We start from the raw sequence: 19,205 nt of genomic DNA on the forward strand, positions 1-19,205 counted from the left end.
TGGTCCTCCTCAAATGTAATCGATGAAGTGTCGACGGAAGCGCAAATGAATCATCGACCCGACGAAGAAGAGAACAATGACAACGACCCAATAGTAGAGACCGTAAGCCCAGTTATTCGCCAACCAGTCGGTTCCGAGGAACATCGACCGATATCCTTCGATTAAATAGTAGAGCGGGTTGATTTGTAGGATATTCGCAAGCTTCGCCGGCGGAATCCAAAAGATTGGTGTCAAATACATCAACATCCGCATCATCGACTGAAGAAGGTTTTGAATGTCACGCACAATCGTTGTGAGCGCAGACGTAATCAAGGCGAGTGAGTACAGTAGTGCGAGTGCACTAAACGCCAAGTAGATAAACCATAAAGAATGCAGCCCCATCGGGAATCCGAATGCCCACATCAAGATAAACGATACACCGACTAACGCCACGTGGCGATAGAAGAGTGCGAGCAAGACGTATGCCGGAATCGTCGAGATTGGGAAGCTCATTTTGGAGACCATGCCGATTTTCGAATAGACGGACCGGGCCGTCGAAGTGATCGCCGCGGCTACAAAGAACCAGACGACAATCCCTGCGACCAACCATGGCAGAAACGGCACGCCGTCAACCGGCCTGCCGCTCCGAATACCAAATCCAAATACGAACCAATATACTCCAATCTGCAATAACGGTGTCACGAACTCCCATAAAAATCCGAGGTACTGCATCGAGTTGTTACTTCGCGTCTCATATGTAGCGAGACGGAAAATCAAGTACAAGCTCGACTTTAGCTCTGAAAGAATAGCTTTCGCGGATTTAAACATGTTCATTCACCTGAATCAAAGAACGAGATTCGTTTCCTTTGTATATTTATAGAGGTTGCCGTAGTTGACGACCGCTACGTCTTCACCTTCTGGTTTCACGATGTTGCGAGTGTCGAAGATCATCGGACGGCGCATCGTTGCCTTGAGCTCCGCGAAGTCGAGGACTTTGAACTCGTTGTGGTCAACTAATACGAGGACGAGGTCCGCGTCTTTGAGTGCTTCTTCTTTTGAAACGAGCTCGAAACGGCTTGATGTTGATTTTTCAACGTGTGAATCGTGAACCGAGATGTTCACGCCACGGTCAAGCAAGATTTCAGCGATCTCAACCGCTGGGCTCTCACGCATGTCATCGACGTTTCCTTTGTATGTCACACCAAAGACAGCGACTTTCGCGTCTTCGATTCCTGCAGTCAACTTCTGAACGTTGTCTGCAACGTAGTGTGGCATCGAGACGTTCGTCTCACGTGACAAGTTGATGATTTTCGCAAGGTCAGGAGACTTCGCGACGATGAAGTACGGGTCGACCGCGAGGCAGTGTCCACCGACACCAGGACCTGGGCTGTGCAAGTTGACACGTGGGTGTTTGTTCGCCATTTCGATGACGTCAAGTACGTTGATGTCAAGGTCGTTACAAACTTTTGCAAGTTCGTTCGCGAGTGCAATGTTGACGTCACGGAACGTGTTTTCCATGAGTTTCGACATTTCTGCCGTCTTCGCATCCGTTTTCACGATTTCGCCTTCAACGAATGTACCGTAGACGCGTGCGCCTGCTTCTGCACATTCTGTCGTGATTCCACCGACGATGCGGTTGTTGTGCACGAGTTCATGAAGGATTTGTCCAGGCAATACGCGCTCTGGGCAGTGTACGAGGAAGATATCTTCACCGACAGTGAACCCAGCTTCTTCAACGAGTGGTTTGACGAAGTCGTCCATCGTACGTGGTGCGATTGTCGACTCGACGATGATGACGTTGCCTTTTTCAACGAATGGCAACACTTTGCGTGTCGCATCCAAGACGTACGTCAAGTCACATGATTTGTGCTCATCGTCGTTGTTTGGTGTTGGCACCGCGATGATGAAGGCATCTGCTTTCTCTGGTGAGAGTGATGCACGGAACTTCCCTTTTGCCACGACGTCTGCGACCATTTCGCCGAGACCTGGCTCTTCAATGTGGATCTCTCCACGGTTCAATTTATCAACAACATGTTGTGAGATATCGACTCCGACGACGTCGACGCCATAGTTCGCAAAGACAGCCGATGTCGGTAATCCGATATATCCAAGACCTACTGTACATACTTTCATTGTGTGGTAACCTCCAAATGTTTTGACGCGCTTTTTAAATAGCGCATTGTCCATCATTTTATTTCACATTCGATAATAAAACAATACTCATTATACTCTTGAACAATTCTTTGGTGCAATTACATTTTCATGACAATGTCGTCGCAAATTGTTCGTGTGTTTTGCCTGAAATGATTTGTTCCATCTCTTGATAAAGACGATCGAGCGCAAAATGTTTACGAGCGTACGCCTTATAGGCTTTCACGTCCGTCATCAACTTCTCGGTATCTTCTTTATAAGAGAGGATCGTATTGACAAATTCCATCGTGTCCGTGACGAGCAATTCGTCCGGGTAAATCGTCTCCGCGCCCGTCCAGTGACGGATGAGCGGATAAGACCCTGCAGCCATCGCTTCGGCCGGCGCGAGGTGGAAGCTCTCCAAGTCACTCGTCGAGAAGACGAAGCCAATCGATTGGAGCCATGTGTCGACATCGTTTCCGTGTCCATCAAAATGGACGTGTTCGCGAAGATCCGACTCCTCGATGCGCTTCAGTAACGCCTCGTAGTACGCACTCTCCTCTTCACGTTTTCCAATCCAATAGACATCTTTTGGATGGTGCCCCTTGAAGTGGAGCTGGTATCGTTTGTCCGTCTTCAGCAACTCTTCGAGCACGTCGAGCGCCAGATCCGGACGCTTCAGTTTCGGGTTCATGCCGATCATACCGAGACGGAACGTCAAGTCGTCCGCTTGTTTCGGTTTGTCGAGTTTATCCGCATCGACGGCGTTATAGATCACGGTCATCTGGTGACGCGGAATCCCAAAGAGACGGTGCATCTCTTCTAACATATACGGCGAGACGAGGATGATGCGGTCGATATTGTCGAGCGCATATTCCCGTGGAAATGGTGTCTCTTTTTCCTGACGATGAATCCGAACGATGAGACGCTGATGCGGCAACTTATGTTGCGAGTACCAGACGGCGTTGCCGAGTCCCCATTCACAGAAAATGACGTCCGCTTGCGCGAGACATGCCTTACTGTGATTCACATCATGAATCTTGTGTCCGTCCCACTGATCGACGAGGACATGATAGCGCGGATCGGCCTCGAAGCGCTCCATGAACATGCGGATAAACTTCAAGTCGTGCCCGGCGAAGAGGATGGTCGTCTTCTGCATCTCCCAGATGGCGTCGTGCAGACGTTCAAACGTACTCGCGAACGTGTAGTTTTTCGCCATATTGTACAGGCGTTCTGCCGCATCCTTATAAATGGCCGGATGCGTGAAGGCGAGCTCGACCTTTTCGACGAACTCATCTTCCGAGTTGACGAAGAGCGGGTAGCTCGACCCGAGCAGCATCTCGTGCATCTTGTTGCGGTTAAGGAGGACAGGTTTCCCGAGTGCCCCGTATTCGAGGAGCTTTGTCGACAACTCGAGGCTGTCGTCAAGGTCCGGGTGACGCCACGAAATCCCGATATCGCTCTCTTCGATGAGCGTCTCGACGTCCGCACGCGGGATGCCTTTCAACCAGTGAATCCCCTCATCTGTCTGGAGACGATGTGTCACTTCTTTACGGAAGTTCGGGTTATTCGGGTCTTGGTTGAACTTGTCACCCGCCACCTTCAACTCGACGTCCGGTATCCGAACCCGTACTTTCTCGAGTGCATCGAGAATCTCAGCCGAGTACCAAAGTGGCGCGAACTTTCCTGTATAGACGAGACGTTTCGCCTGACGCTTAAACGTCGGAGTCGCTTCGCGCATATTCGGAATCATCGGGTTCAAGATGAGGAACGGCTTCGGCGTCTGTAAAAACGTCTCGAAGTACGCCTTCATCTCCGCAGTCTGACAAAGCATGCGAGCCGAACGGTCCGCAATCTTTTTCAGACGTGCCAACTCTTCCTGTGAAGCTGCCGACGAATCGTGCGTGAAATCTGTGAGATACGTCCACGTCTTTTTCATCGTATGTTCATAATCCGAGAGCGCATAGGCGAGCTGGAAGCCGCGGATGAACGTCATGTCGTACTGTTTCGTCTCGACGAGTTCGTGAATGAGTTGGGCCGCCTCTTCCGGCTGGAGCACCTTCTTCTCATAATACGGCTCGTCTTTTTTCGACGAGTCTTCCGTGAAGACGTCGAGGAAATTGACGCGGTCGAGCTGTTTGATTGACGCCGTCACTTCCGGTTTCACGATCGAGCGCTTCAAGAGCACGTCGACCTCGATGTTCGGATCTTGGTTCAACATATGCACGACCGACGTGAGCCAGATGGCCGACCCGTCGATCAAGTTTAAATTGACGTCCCCGTATACGAGGATCCGTAGCGGTTGCTTCGTCATAATGTTACCTCCTGAAGGTCCGCTTCATCCATGGCGGCACCGGCTTTCACGTATTGATACGGGTCGACACTGAAGATGCGTTTACCCGAACGGGCGAGCTCATTCAAGCTCTCGTCCGCTTCAAAGAGGTGAAGCGCCTCCTCGACCGTATAGAAACGGAGTGCCGATGGCTGCACGATGGAGCGAGACGGTGTCGCGTCAAACACGTAACGATACGATTCATCGTGATCTTGTTTGGCAAGCTTGCCGTCATACGTATAGTAATCCTCTTTCGTGAGAATGTCCGCTTCCGCATAGCGTGCCGCGAGCAGATAATCGCTCAAGTAGTTCGGACCGTAATAATCGTCCGACTTCAAGTGGGCGACCCAATCGTACGATTCGACCATCTCCGTGAACGACGTGTAGTGCGTCAAATAGCTGCGCATATACGTCGAAATCGACGGCGTGTTGTACGTGTTGTATACATCGATGTGATCCTCGAACTTATCGAGGAACATCATGAGGTGTTTATGCTCATAGTGCTGTGCCTCGAACTGGGCGACGACACGTTCTGCCTCTTCGCGCGACTTGATGAAGGCGACAACAGCAATCTTTTCATGGTCGACACGGTACGGGATGCCGACGTCCTGGACGATCTTCGCCAGACGTTGCGTATACGTGTGATACGTCAAGACGTGACGCATCCCGCGCATCGCGATGTCCTCATAGAACGAGTCATCCGTCATCAAGCGGCGGAACGTCTCGTCTAAGTCAGACTCCCCATCATCGAGGAAGACGTAATCGCCAAGCATGGCGTCGACTCCGACCGAACGGGTGCTGACGACCGGTGTCGCACATGCGAGCCCTTCAAAGACACGACGGGAGAACATCGTCGGTGAATCGTTGACCGAGTTGACGTTCAACATCACTTTATACCCCTTATACGCCTTGGCAATCTGGTTGTATTTCAAACTACCACGAATGGCGTGACGGAACTGTTCTGGGAACTGGAGCTGGTCGCTCTCTCCACGTTGGTTGACTGCATAGTTTCGGTCATAAATCGCTAGACCATATTTGTCCGCCGCCGCGAACAAGCGGTCCATGTCGGCTTTCCGCGATTCGTGACGATTCGCATAATACGAACCGGCGAAGCACGCATATGGTTCACGTGTCCCCGGGAGACGAATCGGGTTATGTTCTTTCGGCTGAGCCGCGAACGGTAACGCATCGACCCGGTCATGACCGCAATCCTCTTTATAGTTCGGGACACGATTCATATCGGTCGTATACACATAATCGAATCGCTTCGCCGTCTCGATGAAACGATCGTAGTGAATCGGGTCCTCTTTGTTCCAGAAGACGGTCGGGATGTTGTGATAACGGCACCAAGCGAGGAGTGCGTCGAGCTCTTCCCACGTGTTCGTGCCGTATTTGACGATTTTCTTCTCCCACGCGCCGGCGTTCCCTTTCCATGCCGATTCGACGACCAGAACGTCCGGTTGCTCATCGAGGAGCACCGTCTTCCAGTTGTCTGGTGTGAACGTGATGAGTTGGCATTCTGGCTTATAGGAAGCCATCGTGAACTCATCAAAGATTGCTGCGACCTTCAGTTCGTGAAGTTCACGCGGAACCGGTGCGAAGAAGCGCGCCTCGCGCACGTCCATCCACGTCGGGTTTTCCGTGCCGTCGCTGACGAGTTCCTCGGCCACACGGATGCGGTCGATTCGTGCCTCACCAACACCGTCGACGCGGAGGGCGAAACGAAGGAAGCGGATCCCACGGTCGAAATAGAAGACTTTCTCGCTACCGATTTGAACTTGTTGCATAATCTGACGCTCTGTCGCCGAGTAGGCGATGATATAAAGGACGATGTTCGCCCCTTCATCGGCCACACCGTCGAGTGTGACACGATAGCGACTGTTCGCCTTCACTTCATATGGGAACTCTGTTGGGAGCAATTTGAAACTGTTGTTCATCTCGGCGTACGAGATGTAACGGCGCTGATCGTCCTCGCCTTTCAAATTGACGACGAGTTGGTCATCCCGGCTCTTCAACTTGATGAGGTCCGGTGCAGGAATCGTCCACATGTCCGGTTTGAGCGACAAGACGTCCTCACGACGGACGCTCTTCTCACGAATCATCCCGATGTTCAAGTTCTCGAGCTCTCCTGACCCGCTTACGCGGAGGAAGTAACGGATTGAGCGATGTGACGGTGCGATGCGGACAATTCCACTCAGTCCGAGTGGCACCTCAATCAAACGGTCCTGTCCTGACACCGTGTACGTCGCGATGAATAGCGACGCGTCCGCTGTACCTGTACGGTCTCCTTTCAAATAGAAACGATACAAGTCATCATCCATGTCACCCGTCTCAAAGTCGATGCCACGTTCCGTATCGACGTTCGGCAACGCGACCTCGTCGACACCGTAATGTGTATATTGGTTTCCTTCGGCACGCACAACGAGTGTGTCGCCATCGAAGTGAGCCACCTCACTCTGTGGTTTGAGGGAACGGAGTGATGTTGACGTGAGCGGATAACGGAAGTCAAAGGCATCGAGCGAAATGTTCGCAGCCGTCCCTTCCACTGTCCAAAGCGAAAGTGTGCCGAGCGTGAGCTCTACGAGGCTGAACGCGCCTGCCCCATTGACTTCAAGGTGTGCCCGGACAATTTGTTCACCCATCCCGAGTGTCACATCGACGTGGTCCCCGTCCTGTACGGTGACGTAACGGGTACGTCCCCCTTTGCGAACGACTTCTAACGTCAATGTCGGCATCAAGCCTTCGCGCGATTTGACGCGCATCATGGCTGTGAATGTCTTTTGGCCGGAATCGACCAAGTCGTTCACCGAGATGATGTCACTTTCACGTTTAGGACGATAGGTAAGCGTGACCGCTTCGTCTCCTGAGAAGACGAGGTCCGTCCCTTCGACGTGTACGTATGGTGAACGTGTATACCAGTTCGGTACGACTTCTCGTAGTTGATGCGATTTATTCGGACGCTTCAACACTTTACGACCGAGTCGCTTCGACCGTTGTACCCCAAGGTAAGCGGCGCGACGTGCTTTTTTCTGCCAATCCATCCTCATATCCTCCAAATCATCGATTCTCCCGAATCCGATTCTTTATTTACGAATGCGTCGTGCGACAGCTTGTGCTTTCAAAATGGCTTTACCCGCTTTTGATTGCACGAGGCGACGATACTTCTTGTTCAAAATCTCATATTTATGCTTTAGGTCACGAACCGCCTGTTCTTTCTTCTCAAGCGATTGGACCGTCCATTCGAACGTATAGAGAAGATCCCCATACTTTTGGACGAGGCGACGATGCTTTTGGCGCAAGAGCCGCTCATCGTGTTTCAGATGACGAATCTCCTCTTCTTGAAGTTTGATTCGCTGTTTCAACAATCCGATTTCTTTTTCCACTTCATTGCTCATGGTCTCACCTCACAAGTATGCGTCAAAATAGAGACGCTTCAATTCTTCTTTTTGTCCTGATTCATATAAGTCGACGAACTGTTTCACAATCGGCGTCTCTAGTTCCATCGGACGATACTGTTCGATGATTTCATAAAGCATTCCGGCGTTGTCGAAAAATTCTTCCGGCTTGCTGCGGCGTAGGAAGACGAGGTACCACATCGAGAAGAACCGTTCGAATCGAGTCGAACGGTATTGGTCGAGCACGCCTTCGCGAGCGAACGCTTTCGCCCGGGCCGTCTCCCGGATGACACACTTCATAAAGTATTTCTTCGTGATCGTATTGACCGTCGAACCAGCGACGGCCGCGTAATAGTCATGGATCGTCAAGTCGAGCAGAGCGACCCGTTCCGCGCTGAGGAACATCTCTTGGAAGAAGAGCGAGTCTTGTCCGACCGCGCCGATGACCTGTTTCAAATCATGCTTCTGGATGAAGTCTTTTTTGATGACCATCGTCTGAATACTCTGCACCTTGAAGTTATGCTCGAGTAAGTACGCTCTCGGGTCTTCGATGACGCGAACGCCATCTTTCTCAAGGTCTTCGAGCTCGATCATCGCTTCACGGTTCGCAAGCTTCAACATGCTTCCGACAGAGAGGTCGAGCGTGTCATCTTCTTGCATGACACGGAACAGTGCTGCATACCCGTCGTTGACCGCTTCATTATCCGGATCAAGGAAGGCGATGTATGGCGTCGTCGCGAGCTCCACCCCTTTGTTTCGTGGGCGCGAGGCGCTGCCGCTCCCGCCGTCGTTGAACGAGTACGTGTAGACGTTCGGATATTTCCGGACGAGGCGTTCGATATAGCCAATTGTCTCTTGATCCGTCGAACCGTCGTCGACGAGCCAAATCTCCATGTCTTCAAACATCGAGCTTCGGCGAAGACTAGAGAAACATTTGTTATATAGATAGCGACCGTTATTGTAAATCGGGACGATCATAGAAAGCTGATAGTCACCCGGTTCGTTCGTGACGAGCACGTCGTCTGCCGCGAGCAGTTCGAAACGATCGATCGCATAGCCTTGCCCTTCGACACGTTGATTGTCCCGAAGCGTCTCGAGCGACACATGACTAGCCGCGAACATCGTCAAAGCCACGTCAGTATAGTCTTCCACGAACTCATGGATGGTGTCTTGCCCTTTCGTCACGAACGAGACGTCCGTGTACTTGAAGGCATTGACCAAATCCTCTACGTAATAGTCGAGATAGTGATGACGGTCATCGAACACGGTCACAAAATCAGCCGTACGTAAATCGACTTCCTGTAAATCCGCTTCGGCGACGAAGCGTTTATATGGATACGATTGGCGCTCGAACTGTTCGCGTGTCGCCGTCACATCCCCGCGACCGATGACGAGGACGTCACGACGGATTTCATGGTTGATGCCAAGAATAAATAACATCTCACTGAAGCGGTCATACATCGTGTGGTTCGAGAAGATGGTACGGACACCGGACAGCTGATGTTCGAGACGTTCTTCGTCCGATTTGAACATTTCTAAAATCCCTTGTGCATCTAGAGCGCTTGTCGCGATGAACACGTTCGGGAAATCGTTGTTGACGGCGACGTTATAATTCGTCAAGACGAGTTGACCGCGAGCCTGAGCATCATAGATGGCTTGCGCGCTCATCGTCGGACTGTTCTTCACTTCATTGACGTGGAGCACCCAATTCGATGTCTCTTTCAGCTTCTCCATATCCTCAGGGTCCCCATGGACGAGGACGTCTTGAAGCGACTTCGGTGCGAGTGACGCTTTCGACTCATTCGCCTCACGAATCACATAGAGCTCTTTGTTCGCATCGCGAACGCCTTGAGCGAGCGTCTCCAAATCTTTTGCGAACCGTTGGACGGGAAAACGGTTTGTTACGACGACACGGTCTATATTGCCGCGTGTCATCCCGATCGGGTTCACATGAAGCGGGTCGATTCCCGGGCGGATGACGAATACCCGTTCATGCCCAGCTTCTTCTATATATTCCGATACACGCTCCTCGTTTGCCGTGAAGATATAATCACATTGCGCTGCAAGTGACGAGAAACGATCGAAGTGATTCGTATCGAGTGTCGTTTCGAAGACGACACGGATGTCCTTTTGTTTCGCCTTGCGAATCAAATTCTCAAGCCAGTGACGAGAGTGCGAACGCGGCGTCCCCATGTGATGGAATGCCGTCGTCTCGTCTTCTGTGAGCGCTGCCGAGATGAGAAGGAAATCAATATCTTCTGTTTCAAGCAACTCTAAAAAACCTGTCACGTTCTCAAAGTAATGGGTGTGACAAAGACGTTCGAGCTCATGTGCCCGCTTGACCGGTCCGACGAACGCAACATGCACATTCGCCTTCTCATAAAAACTGCTCCCGTTCGACTGGATGCGGGTCACATCAAGTTCTGGGAGGCGTTTCCGAGCTACTTCGAGCTCTTCCTGTAATGCGGTTTGTTGTTCCTCGAACAATTTGTCATCTAGACGCGGGCGTTGCGCCTGTCTCGACAAAGAAGGAAGTTCATCTAAGGTAATCAAGTCATCCCCGACTAATGCCTCTTTTCGGTTGACTCGTTCTTTTTCTTCTTTTAACCACGCGATATGCTTTTGCACGTCGCGTAGCGTCGCTTTTACATCCATACGTCCGCTCCACCTTTTTTAAGTAATCAGTATTTCTTCATCTTATCGTATCTTAACAGAGTTACATGTCGGTCGCAATTTGATGACAAATGTATGAGCCGGCGTTCTATATAAAAAGACGGACCCACACGTGGACCCGTCCTTAAAACAATTATTCACTTACTCTGCTGCGTTGACGTCGACGATACGTCCTTCAACAGCTGGTGTAACTTCTTCACCAAGGCTGATCAAGTGATCGCGGAAGTTTTCCCAGTCGATGAGACCGAGGTCGTTGACGCGACCATCTTCAAATGCCGTCTTAAATTCTACATAGTTGTCTCCACCTTGTGCAGTGAAGAAGTTCGTTGCAACTTTATAGCTCGTCGCATCTTCGACATCAACGAACTCTGTACCATTGTTATATTGCAAGCTGACGATGCGCTCACCAGCTGGTTTCGAGCTGTCGAACAATACTTTGAATCCAGATACGTGAAGGAATCCACCGTTTTCGATTGGATAAATACCAACGCTACGCTCGAAGGCTGCTTTCAACTCGCTACCTTTCAAGTTCATGATGGCAAGTGTGTTTCCGAATGGAAGTGTCGTCAACACTTCACCTGTCGTAACAGGACCAGCATCGATTGCTGCACGGATTCCACCACCGTTTTGAACGGCACCGATGACAGCAGAATCATATTCTTTCGCTTTCGTGAGCATACCGTCTGTAATCAAGTTACCGAGCGCTGTCTCATTTTTACGGACACTCGGTGCGTTGACGTCACCTTTGTCACGTGGGTTATCGAGTGGAGCTGTGAGTGAGACGCCGATTGGGTCTTGGCTGATTGTATCGACGACATCTTTAAATGGTGCGAGCAATTCGACCGCGTATGGATCTGGTTGAAGTCCCTTCACGTCAATCAAGCTGCCTGCATGTTTGATGATTTTTCCATCTTTGTCGAACTCGACATCAACTGTTCCGAGGAAATTGCTGTATTGGTCCGCTTGAACGATGACCGTCGGCTCTGTTTTTCCTTGTGTGATGAGGACCGGTTCGCTCAAACGAGTGTGCGTGTGACCACCGACGATGATATCGATTCCGTCTACGTTTTCAGCAAGCAACAAGTCGTTGTCGAATTCCGGGTTGTCATTGTAGCCAAGGTGCGAGACCGCAACGATTTGGTCAACACCCATTTCTTTGAATGCGTCGACCGCTTTTTGTGCTTCTGCAATGTAGTTTTGGAATTGAATCGGACCTGGACTAGCGATTGTCGCCGTTTCTTCCGTCGTCAAACCAAAGAATCCGACTTTTTCACCATCGACCACTTTGATGACCCCTTCGTAAAGACGACCGTTATACGCTTTTTGCGAAACTTCGTCACGGTAGAGGCTCTTCATGTATTGGTCATTTGAATAGTTGACGTTCGAGCTGACGAACGGGAAGTTCGCATAACGAACAAAATCAGCAAGTTCTTTGTGCCCTTGCTCTGTACCGAGGTCAAATTCGTGGTTACCCGGTACCATCAAATCGTACTTCATGTAGTTCATGAGTTTAAGATCGGCTTGACCTTTGAACTCGTTGAAGTAAAGCGAACCCGAGAAGACGTCCCCTGCGTCGATCAAGAGGCTATCTGGCTTCTCCGCACGAATTTGCTTGATTGCTGTCGCACGTTTTGGTGCGAGGTCAAGCGCTGCGTGTGTGTCGTTCGTGTGCATGATGGAGAGTTTGTAGCCTTCTACTGTATAAGGAACTTCAAGTGTGATTGTTTTTCCACGGTTTGTATATGTAGCCGTCGCGACGAATTCGCCGACTTCACTCGTGTCAATCTTGCTCCAACGTACTGCCTTTTCATACGTGCCACTTGCGAATTTTACTTGTTGCTTCACGATGCCAAGTGCTGGCTTCCCTTGTTTGAACACGAGTGGCTCAGACGGTGGAAGGATTTCAATCGGATGATCGAGGACGCGTACACGTTTTTCAATGTACTTCCCTTTGCCCTTGACGATTCCTTTAGCTGTTTGGAATGTACCTAATTTCTCCAAGTTCACGCTTGATTTGTACCAATGGATTGGTGCGCCTTCATATGTAGCATCTAATGCCGCGTCCAAGTCCCCTGCATACACATAAGCCGATTTCGCTTTCACGACTGGTGCTTTTGACGCAGCTTCCGTTACAGCAACTGGTGCGAGCGATGCTGTTGACACGGCCGCTACAGCGAGTGCTGTATACAACTTACGAGATGATTTCTTAGTCATGTCCAATTCCCCTTTCAGATTTGCGAAGAGGACACACAAAGGAAGCGCTTACATCATTCGACTTTATACTAAATTCCCTTACCCCAAAGTCGTCCGTTTTTCCCTCATATGTACAAATCGCTCTAGTTCTAACGTAACGGAAACGACGCGAATAAACAATCACAAATTGAAGATTTTTAAGGTTTTTACAATTTTCACAAAAAACGATTCCTCAATTGACAAAATTCATCAAAGCAGATTTTTATTCTACTATTTCATCATATAGTCAATGAGGAATACGGATGACGTGCTTCGTCCCGCTCGCTAACCAGTAGGAGACGACAGAACTTCCCTTCGTCTCCACCACTTCTGTTTTAACGATGCGCGAATTGGTTCGGTCGAGTCGAATCAACGTCATGAAGCGAACCTCGGTCCCACACTCGATGGACACGACTTGCGGACGCTTCACCCATTCAAAATCACGAACCGACACGTGACTTTCTTCAATCGTCATATACGACTCGTCACCCGTCATCAGTTGAACGAATTGAATGGCTCGATTCGATGCATCCTTGAAGCGAACATCTTGTGATTCCGGTGTTCCTTCGACGAGCTCTAGTCCAGGTGCCACATGGAATCTTTGGACGAACAGGTCAGGTTCCGGTGACGTGATCCGATCATAGACGACGAGTGTTCGTGCCTGATCGTAAACCACTTTCCGAGTATGGACCGCTCCCTTTCCGATAAGACGACTCACACCTGTCGCCACTACCTGCTTTCCAATCGGTTCGACAGATACAATCCCACTTTCTCCGACCCGATCAACGGATAGGTCAAGTTCTTCCCCGAGACGATGGACGGTGTTGTGTGACATGACACGCATCGCCTCCGCTCGTTCCGGACAATCCGCATACCCATAACGTCCCGCCTCGACGATGAAGTCGCGACCGAGTCCATACAATTCAAGGCTCAAGTCATCCGCATGTTTATGGGCGGGGCCATGATAGCCGGCTGTCATCAAGAGATGCGTCGCGTCACTGAACGGACGCTTCGGATGTGTCCAATATTCACGCATGACGGCATAATTCGAACCGAGATTCACCATTCGTTCAGTCGGACAAATTCCTCCCTGTCCCCCACTCAGTGCATAGTCGAGCTGTGGATGCGATTCGACCCGCGGGATCAGATGCCGTCCTCGGATTTGACCGCCCGTATCCCCGACCATCGGGAGGGTCCGGTTCGGCTTAATCAGATGGACGAGACGCCCCGGCATCGCGTCGATGACGTCAAATCGGTCGGACAACGGGAAGCCGTTCACGTTCGTCCAGTCGACGAAGCGGCTAAGAATATGATAGACGTACACGTGATAGCCTGGCGAATGTTCGAGATGGGTCCCGTCCATAGCAAGACTCGAATCGAGCTGGGCATCGAGACGCGCGCGGGCGACCCGTTCCCATTCCGGGCTCCGGTCGAACTCCGGGAAACAGGAGGCGATGGCGAAGAGCGCCATGTCCTGGAAAATCCCGTGATTATGACGCGGACGATAAAACGTCGGCGTCGCCAAAAGGACCGCATGGTCGTACAACATTTTTAAGATTCGTTCCGTCCTATTAGGGTCATCTTTTACGTTCGCGCATCGATACGCCTCAAAGAACCCGAGCAGGTGGAATACCCGGATTGCCGTGCCATGCTCGTGGTATGCCACCCGTTTTCGACTGACCGTGAAAGCAGGATGATGAGCATGCCAACTGTCGACGATGCGCGCCGCATGTTCTATGTAGTCGATATTGCCCGTCACTTCGAAAGCACGCGTCAACTGATGGACGGTCGTCAAATAATGGAGCTGAAGGCGAAAAGAGTTGTTGTCCACTTCCGGTACCATGCGGTCCCAATCAAACGTCGAAATGTCGGCGACACGTAAGGCATCGGGTGCCGCCGGAATATACCAGTTCCCTAGTAAGACACCGTCCGCAAAACGCACGGCCTGATCATCTGTCAACCGTTCATAGCGGTACGGAGCGATGGGACGCTTGTCACGCATATACTGATGCACGAGCAGTCGCTCCATCCGGTCGGCTAGTCTCGCCTTTGTGAGCGGATGCGTCAAGACGAGCATCGCATCGGGCGTTTGGACGAGCATCTGTTTGCCGTCAAGACGAACGACATAATAACGACCGTATGGGCGCATGAGTCGACCCGTCTTGGTCTTCTCGAGTCGAGCCTCTGGTGTGACCCGTCTTCCTTTCCACTGATAACACATCGTCCCCGCCGAGATGACGACGTCCCACCCGTGGCTTCCCCGTGCCGCGAGCGAGCCACCGAACTGGGCGACGAGTCTTGCAATTGAATGTTCCATTCGTTCCCTCACTTGTCAATCGTTATACTTGAAAATTCTACCTTAGCAAATGGTGGGATTCAAGAGTTACCCAGTCGTTCACACAAAAAAGCCCAGCTTCCGCTGGGCCATGCTCATTTTGGTACATTGATTGTATTTGTCGTGCCGTTCGAGAGCGTATACGTGACGACGTATTGCTCGGGTTGCTCGGCTAATGAGGCGTCGACGATCGACGTGCTCGTCCGGTCGATCCGGATGAGCGTGAGGTAACGGACGTCATCCCCATACTCGATCGAGACGACTTGTTCACGTGGTTTCCACTCGAAGTTACGGACAGACAAATGACTCGGTTGAATCGACATGTATGATTCTTCGTCCGTCTCGAGCTGCATCAACTGAATCGTCCGGCGCTTGTCATCTCGGAACGTCACGTTTTGAGCGTCTGTCGAGCCGGCGTATGGCTTCAAGCCATCGCCGAGATGGAATCGCTGCACGAACATGTCCGGTGCCGGAGAAGTGATCTTATCGTAGACGACGAGCATCTTCGCCTTGTCATAGACAAGCGTCCGGCGATGGGTCGCGCCTTTCCCGACGAGGGCACTCTCTCCGATGGCGATACTCGTATCGCCCTTGTCCTCGACCGATACGATTCGGCTCTTGCCGACCATACTCGCGCTCAAATCAAGACCATCCCCGTAGCGGTGCACGGTGTTGTGCGCCTCGACTTTGAGCACTTCCCGGCGTCGTGGGTCCGTCGAGTAGCCAAAGCGTCCCGTCTCGACGATGAAGTCACGAGCGAGCCCATACAGGTCGATGCTCAAGTCATCGGCGTGCTTGTGGGCGGTACTATGATACCCCGCCGTCATCATCACTTGGGTCGCTCCCGAGAACGACTCCGGTGGACGTGACCAATATTCACGCATGAAGCTGTACTGGTCACCGAGTTGTTTCGTCAACTGTTGCGGCACCGTCCCTTCTGCCCCACCACTGACGGCGTAAGAGAGTTCCGGATAGTTCTCGGTCTTTGGAATGATGTTCATCGCTTTTAAATAGCCTGTCGTATCACCGAAAATCGGGAGCGTTCGGTTCGGTTTCAACATATAAGTAAGCTGATCTGGCATCTTCTCGATATACCCCGACCGCGACGGCAAGACGAAGGCGTTGGCGTTGGCCCATTCGATAAACTGCGACAACGTTTCATACACGTATACATGGTAGTAAGGTGAATGTTCGAGGTGAGTCCCGTCCGGCGAAATGCTGAAGGCAAGTTGTGCCTGAAGGCGCGAGCTCGCGAGGGACTGCCACGTCTTACTCTTGTCGAACTCTGGGAACGTCTGTGCGATTGCTGTGAGTGCCATGTCTTGGAAGATTCCATGGTTGTGCTCTTTTTTATAGAAGTCAGCGGATGCTAAAATCTCACCGTGCTCATACAACGTCTTCAAGATGAGCTCGGTGAACGCCGGGTCTTTGTTCAGCGACGTCTGTTTGTATACATCCCAGAAGTTCAACAGATGGAAGACACGAAGCGCGGTCCCCTGGTCATTGTATCCCCACTTGAGTCGCTTGTAGTTATAGGCCGGATGCGCTTTCGTCCAGCTTTTGACGAGACGCTCGCCATATTTGAGATAGGCGAGGTCGCCTGAGTCGTTATACGCCTGGGTCAATTGATTGAGCACCGTCATATAGTGGATTTGGAACGGGAACGAGTTATTGTCGACAGCCGGGACGTCCTTATGCCAGTTGAATGTGTCGATGTTCGGAACAGACAATTGTTTCGGCTCCGCCGGGATGTACCAGTTGCCGGCAAGTGCCTGGTCCGCGTACTGTTTCGCCTTTTCGGTCGAGAGCGAATCATATTCATACGGAACGTGAGTATCGGTCTCTTTCATATATGTATGAATGAGCGGACGGTTCGTCTTCGATTGGATCCGTGATTTCGTCAATGAGCGAGCCGGGACGACCTCCGCTTGACTTTTCTTGATATAAATCCGTTTGCCACCAGACATGGCCAAATAATACCATCCGGATGGGCGAACGATGCGATACTCTTTTGTCGTATTCGTCTTTTGTAACGGGACCAGTTTCTTCCCTTTCATCTCATGCAGCGTCGTCGACGGAGCGACGCGCACGTTAAAGTCTGAGTTGGCCGAAGCCGTCGTCACCGGCGCGAATAGGAGCATCCCGCTCAACGCACCGATGGACAATCGTGTATACAAAGGTTTCATGATATTCCTCACAGTTTCTGTTTGATTTCACCCTGTAAATTATATCCATTAACAGAATGATAAACAACTAAAACTTGGATATCGTTCACCTTTTTAGAAAATTCAGACTCGACATCCTTCTATAATGGTTGTTATGCAGATTTCGCACCCTGCCAACGTTGATGTTTCGTCAAATCAAACAAGAGGTAACCTCGAAATGCTGTATCCCCATTGCGCCAATCCTTATGAATCAAAAGCATCAATTCTCTATAACAACCATTATGCTGTATCCACCTAGGAAACTTGAGACGCGCGCGGGAAAGCAGCCCATCATGCTAGACGCAAACGAACAAATCAAAGAGTGGGAACCAATGATCTTTTACGTCATCCGACAACTCCATCTCCATCCGAACGAAGTCGACGATGCCGCCCAGACGGCACGGATCGCCTTATGGCGAGCCATCCAAGACGGCAAGACGCTAGGGAAAACCTACTGTTTCATCCGTATCCGTGGAGCGATTTTGAACGAGCGCGCCAAGCAGGCGAAGACGCTCCAACACGAGGTGACGAGTGAGCGACTCCCCGAACAAATCGACAAGAGCGAGATGCCGCTGTCCCTTTGGCTAGACGACAAGCGTTCCACTTTACCAAATCGTCATTTCACCTTACTCTGCCATATGCTTCACGGAACCGAAGCCTCGCTCGGATACTCCCCGAGCCGCCTCCGTGCCTATAAGGCGGAACTCCAGCGGATGCTCCGTGAGGACAACGAGTAAGAGGAGAATGAAGATGACCTTACACATGAAGGACGCTGTCGACCAGCATATCCACTACTTACGCATGACCGGAAAATCGAACAACACGGTCAGTCAGGCGGCTTATAAATTCGCCCGATTCCAGCAAATCATGGGAGACGAACGAACACTCGATGATTTCAAGACGAGACAAGACATCATCCCGTATCTCGATGCTCTCCGTTCCGGAGGATGTCAGCCTGTGACCATCAACAACTATTTGAGCGCGCTCCGTGGATTATATGACTGGGCGATCGCCGAACACCTTGTCACTCATAATCCTTTCCATCAACTACGGGTAAAAGTGACCGCGCGACAAGCTTCGGAGATTCCCTCTCCTAGACAGTTGTCCGCCGTCATCGAGGCGATTGACAGTCCTCTGTATCGTACCTTTTTAACCTTTCAGCTCCATACGGGCATGCGGATCAATGAGGTACGCATGCTGACATGTGATGCCATCAATTTAAAGGAGCGAATCGTGTATGTCCTTGAATCCAAAACGGGAAAACCTCGGAAAATCCCATTGAATGATCAAATCTATACTGTCATCTCTACCTATCTCGATGAGGAGCGACGACTCGTGGATTCGCCGTATGTCTTCCCTTCTGCACGTGGCGCCTTGATTTGTAAAACGACCATCAATCGCCATTTGACCACAGCTGCCATCGAAGTACTCGGCTATCCCGTCACGTCTCATACGCTCCGGCACGCGTTTACGACACACCTATATGACAAAGGGGTCATGGAGACGACGTTATCTGAATTACTCGGACATGCCGAGCCGAAGACGACACGTCGGTACATTCGCGTCCGCGAGAATCATTTGCGCGATGCGGTCGAACGGTTGACGTTGGATTAAGTCAGACCAGATAAAGAAGGCCGACCTATTCACAGGTCGGCCTTATTTCGTTTGGAAATCGGTTAAGGATGATGATATCGATATCTGCTTGAACAAAATCGGTCCATCGCTGATTGAAGTCGAATCGTTCTTACCTGTTTACGATATACACTTTGAGTAAGTACACGATGATTCCAATCAATGCCGCAATAGCCAAGTACACAATCGGTACCAATAACCCCGGCGCGGTCAGTGAGATTCCGTAAATCACGAGTGCCGTCACAAAAAATAGTAACAAAAACAAACTAACGTGCTTCATTCACATCTTCTCC

At 50.9% G+C, this 19,205-nt stretch carries 12 protein-coding genes; 2 read left to right on the forward strand and 10 right to left on the reverse strand.

The annotated features are described in order from the left end of the window. Positions 1–9: 9 nt before the first annotated feature. The 9 genes from KNO90_RS04325 to KNO90_RS04365 form a co-directional block, all read right to left on the reverse strand. A complete protein-coding gene (locus KNO90_RS04325) occupies positions 10–807 on the reverse strand; it encodes an ABC transporter permease (protein ID WP_251127320.1) in 798 nt (265 codons plus the stop codon). 15 nt (positions 808–822) lie between these two features. After that, positions 823–2,112: a nucleotide sugar dehydrogenase gene (locus KNO90_RS04330; RefSeq protein WP_215113075.1), complete on the reverse strand. Its 1,290-nt coding sequence runs from the start codon at positions 2,110–2,112 to the stop codon at positions 823–825. Between the two features lie 127 nt (positions 2,113–2,239). Further along, positions 2,240–4,423 carry a glycosyltransferase gene (locus KNO90_RS04335; RefSeq protein ID WP_215113076.1) on the reverse strand — a complete coding sequence of 728 codons (2,184 nt, stop codon included), beginning with the start codon at positions 4,421–4,423 and terminating at the stop codon, positions 2,240–2,242. After that, positions 4,420–7,482: a CgeB family protein gene (locus KNO90_RS04340; RefSeq protein ID WP_215113077.1), complete on the reverse strand. Its 3,063-nt coding sequence runs from the start codon at positions 7,480–7,482 to the stop codon at positions 4,420–4,422. Before KNO90_RS04340 ends, KNO90_RS04335 begins: the two co-directional genes overlap by 4 nt. A 42-nt stretch (positions 7,483–7,524) precedes the next feature. Beyond that, the gene (locus KNO90_RS04345) at positions 7,525–7,836 is read right to left on the reverse strand and encodes a hypothetical protein (protein WP_214741911.1); all 312 of its coding nucleotides are present in this window, start codon (positions 7,834–7,836) and stop codon (positions 7,525–7,527) included. A 9-nt stretch (positions 7,837–7,845) separates the two neighbouring features. Beyond that, positions 7,846–10,491, reverse strand: coding sequence for a glycosyltransferase (locus KNO90_RS04350; RefSeq protein WP_215113078.1), 2,646 nt, complete (start codon positions 10,489–10,491; stop codon positions 7,846–7,848). Positions 10,492–10,650: 159 nt separating this feature from the next. Beyond that, a complete protein-coding gene (locus tag KNO90_RS04355; protein WP_215113079.1) occupies positions 10,651–12,723 on the reverse strand; it encodes a bifunctional metallophosphatase/5'-nucleotidase in 2,073 nt (690 codons plus the stop codon). 265 nt (positions 12,724–12,988) lie between these two features. Continuing rightward, positions 12,989–15,058: an alginate lyase family protein gene (locus KNO90_RS04360; RefSeq protein ID WP_214741914.1), complete on the reverse strand. Its 2,070-nt coding sequence runs from the start codon at positions 15,056–15,058 to the stop codon at positions 12,989–12,991. 113 nt (positions 15,059–15,171) lie between these two features. After that, on the reverse strand, positions 15,172–17,262 hold the full coding sequence (locus KNO90_RS04365) for a heparinase II/III family protein (RefSeq protein WP_215113080.1): 2,091 nt from the start codon (positions 17,260–17,262) through the stop codon (positions 15,172–15,174). Positions 17,263–17,573: 311 nt separating this feature from the next. Between KNO90_RS04365 and KNO90_RS04370 the strand changes: the two genes are divergently transcribed. Then, the gene (locus KNO90_RS04370) at positions 17,574–18,017 is read left to right on the forward strand and encodes a sigma factor (protein ID WP_215113081.1); all 444 of its coding nucleotides are present in this window, start codon (positions 17,574–17,576) and stop codon (positions 18,015–18,017) included. A gap of 13 nt (positions 18,018–18,030) precedes the next feature. Further along, positions 18,031–18,894: a tyrosine-type recombinase/integrase gene (locus tag KNO90_RS04375; protein WP_215113082.1), complete on the forward strand. Its 864-nt coding sequence runs from the start codon at positions 18,031–18,033 to the stop codon at positions 18,892–18,894. A gap of 130 nt (positions 18,895–19,024) precedes the next feature. Here the strand turns inward: KNO90_RS04375 and KNO90_RS04380 are convergent, their stop codons facing one another. After that, a complete protein-coding gene (locus tag KNO90_RS04380) occupies positions 19,025–19,192 on the reverse strand; it encodes a hypothetical protein (RefSeq protein ID WP_159562827.1) in 168 nt (55 codons plus the stop codon). Positions 19,193–19,205 lie beyond the last annotated feature (13 nt).

Origin of the sequence: Exiguobacterium sp. s63 (genome assembly GCF_018617335.1) — a bacterium.
Taxonomy (GTDB): Bacteria; Bacillota; Bacilli; order Exiguobacteriales; family Exiguobacteriaceae; genus Exiguobacterium.